This is a genomic window from Deltaproteobacteria bacterium, assembly GCA_009930495.1.
In the GTDB taxonomy this organism is placed as follows: Bacteria; Desulfobacterota; Desulfovibrionia; order Desulfovibrionales; family Desulfomicrobiaceae; genus Desulfomicrobium.
Map to the genome: position 1 here is coordinate 1 of RZYB01000241.1, position 3,210 is coordinate 3,210.

3 protein-coding genes are annotated in these 3,210 nt (G+C 66.4%); all 3 read right to left on the reverse strand.

Annotated elements, in window-relative coordinates:
* Nucleotides 1–372: hypothetical protein (locus EOL86_13180; protein ID NCD26527.1), on the reverse strand; the 372-nt coding region annotated here is incomplete at its 3' end.
* Nucleotide 373: 1 nt separating this feature from the next.
* On the reverse strand, nucleotides 374–2,572 hold the full coding sequence (locus EOL86_13185; protein NCD26528.1) for a hypothetical protein: 2,199 nt from the start codon (nucleotides 2,570–2,572) through the stop codon (nucleotides 374–376).
* Nucleotides 2,562–2,843: a hypothetical protein gene (locus EOL86_13190; GenBank protein NCD26529.1), complete on the reverse strand. Its 282-nt coding sequence runs from the start codon at nucleotides 2,841–2,843 to the stop codon at nucleotides 2,562–2,564. The genes EOL86_13185 and EOL86_13190 overlap by 11 nt, the downstream gene beginning before the upstream one ends.
* Nucleotides 2,844–3,210 lie beyond the last annotated feature (367 nt).

Sequence of the window (3,210 nt, forward strand, 5' to 3'; positions counted from 1 at the left end):
GCCCGACACGAACGGGGACAGACTCGTGGCCCAGAACGCCGCCGAACCCGCGGGGGTGGTCACCGTGCGGGACACCGACGAGCGCACCCTCCCACCCGCACCCGAATACACAGCCATGGACGTGCCATACCCGGACACGAAGATCATGCCGTCCGTGATGTCCGCCCACGTCAGGGTGCGGTACCAGATGCCGCCCGCGAGGTACGTCCACCCGCCGCCCGGGCCCAGGCCGTAGAACCAACCCCACGAACCGGGGTCGAAAGCGTGGATGATCGCAAGGTCACCCACCGCTGACCCGGTTGGGAGGTCCACCATCCGGTCGCCCTGGGCGTTGTAGTACAAGGCGGTGTACCCGCGCAGTGCCACGGCCATATCAGACGCCCCTCGCGATCGCAGTGTTGATTCGGGCGGCCGTCGAGTTGGCGAGGTAGTCCACGCCGGTCAGAGTCAGGGTCGCGCCGTCGAGGGCCTGACGGATATCGGCCGTGGTGATGGACCCGGCGCCCGCAGCGGCGACAGTCGCACCACCGCCCGCAATTGCCCCAACTTGGATGGTGCTGGTCACGTCGCGGAGCGTGCGCGCCATGTTGGGAATCTCCTCGCGCATACCCGCTTGGAGCCCTTGCATGATCCACCCGCCGGCAGGCTTCAGGAGCGCGAGGTCGTAAGCCTTCGGTCCCTTGTGGTCAGCGATCCAGTCGCCGATGCCGCCGACCCAATCCTTGACGTCCTCCCATTTTTCCTTCAGCCCGTTCCAGAACCCCTCGATGATCGAGCGGCCGGCGGACTTCAGGATGCCGCCGACGTCGCCGAGCGCCGACGTGATCTTGGATGGGATGTCCCGCACCCAGTCCACGAGCGCGTTGAACTTCTCGACGGCGGCGTCCTTGGCGGCGAGGACCCACCCGGCGAACTTGCCCGCCAGTTCAGAGAGTGCGTTGAGCCCATCCATGAACCGACCGGGGACGCCCTTCACCCAGTCCACGATGGCGTTGAAGATTTCGACGGCCTTATCCTTGGCTGCCGTGATCCAGCCGCCGATGGTGGCGGCGAGGTTGCTGAGCGCTGCGAGCCCGGCCATGAACTTGGCTGGGATGCCCTGCACGAACGAGACGAGGCCGTTCCAGATGCCCTCAGCCGTGGACTTGATGGTATTCCACAGCCCGGAGAGGAAGTCGGAGATCTCGGCACCCTTGGCGGAGAACCATTCGCCGATGGAGGCGAAACTGTCCTTGATCCACTGCACGGCACCATCCCACACGCCAGACACCCACGCGACCACGGCGTCCCAGTTGGCGATCAGCAGGACGAGCGCTGCGATGAGCGCTGTGATGCCGACGACGATCCACGTCACCGGGTTTGCCAGTAGTGCGGCGGTGGTGGCCCATGCGGCGACTGCCCACGCGGCGAACGCCGCGACGAGGACGCCGCCCACGATGCCCGCGAGAACGCCGAACGCCCATGTGTTCTCGCCCAGCCATGAGCCGACAGTCTGCATCGGACCGACCATGCCCGCGAATACGTCGCTCAGCCCGGAGAAAACGGCCGATCCGAGGGGTTCGAGGGCGAGGAGCGCGTTGTTCTTGACGACCTGCCACGACTCGCCGAAGTCGGCAGTTTCTCCGGCGACACCGAGGATCGTGTCGGATGACGCGCCGATGGAGGCCGTCAGGTCCTCCACGCTGAGCGTGCCGGACTCGATGGCTGCCATGAACTGAGGTGCGCCACGGGTGCCGAACACCTGCGATGCAAGATCGAGCGCGGCGGCCGTGTCGCCGGCCTCAATAAACCCGCCAATCTCGCCGACGACACGCTGGAACGCTGCCTCCGGCTGCTCGCCGTCCTTCGCCAGTGTCACGAGGCCCTTGGACATGCCCATCATGACCTGTTGCGAGTTGAGGCCAGCCTTGTCGAACTGGCCCACGAGGGCGATGGAGTCTTCGAAGCTGAACCCGAGAGCCTGGAGCGCCGGTGCGGATGCCTGGGCAGACGCGGCCAGTTCATTCATGCCGACGCCGGTAGCCTGCGACGCCGTGAACAGCGCGTCCATAGCACCGGAGACAGCCGCGCCCTCGATGCCGAACGCGGAGAACGCGGCGGTGGTGCCTTGGATATCCACGTCTTGCCCGAGGATGTTGCCCGCCTGGAGGTACTGTGACGCGACGGTTTCCAGCGTCTCGCCCGACAGTCCGAGTCGGGTGTTCAGGTCCGCGACGACGGGGGCGATGGACCCGAAGTTGGAGGGCACGTTGCGGCCCACGTTCTTCGCGGAATCGACCAGCCCGTCGAGCGCTTCCCCGGTTGCCCCGGTGCCGGTGCGGATCGTGTCGGCCACCGTGTCGAACGTGGACCCGATCTCATAGAGGCCCTTGCCCACGCCGGCGACGGCGCCCGCCACGACGGCGGGCCCGAGGAACTTCTTCATGCCGCCGAGCATCCCCGTGCCAGCGGCCTCACCAGCGGCCGAACCCTCGGCTGTGGCGCCGGGGATCAGGCTGCCCATGATGCCGCTGGCGAGGTCCTGGGTGGACGGGACGATGGAGACGTAGGCAGTTGCTAGCTCAATTGCCACTGTGTGACCTCCTCTTGTCCAGCCACTCGCGCGCCTGCGCCATGGTCATGGTCGTGCCGCCGCCGAACTTGGTGGTCTTCTTGCGGTCATTGCCCGGACGGGGGATCGGGCCGGGTCGCTTGCCCTTGCCGCCGCCGCGCTGCCAGTTGCCCATGTTGAGCGCGTCAGCAATCGTGGCGAGCAGGTGTTCCGTCATTCCCCACATCGCGTCCGTGCCACTGACGGCCCGGTGAAGCGCCGACGACTGGGGTACGTGCTTGACCACGGCCATGAGCCGCCACCAGTCAAGGGCGGGTGTGCCGATCTGCCGCGAGTCCAGCCCGAGCGTCAGGAGGTCGAATTCCAGAGCCTCTGCGTGCTCGTCGATCAGGTCGCAGAGGCCGTAGATTCCCCCAGTGTGATACTGGAATCCTTCTGCCAGTCCTCGGTGAACTTGTTGAACTGCCACGCCTCCATGGAGTCGATGGCCGCCAGCGCTTCCGCGCCCGCCATCGCCTCGAGCACGGCGAAAATCTGTTCGCCCTGGGAGAGTGACCGGACCTTGCGGATGACGCCAACCGGGGCGTGCTTGAACTTGGGCAGGGTGAACTCCTGCCCATCCTGAACGTAGTGGAACTTCTCGAAAGCCATGGCGCGGT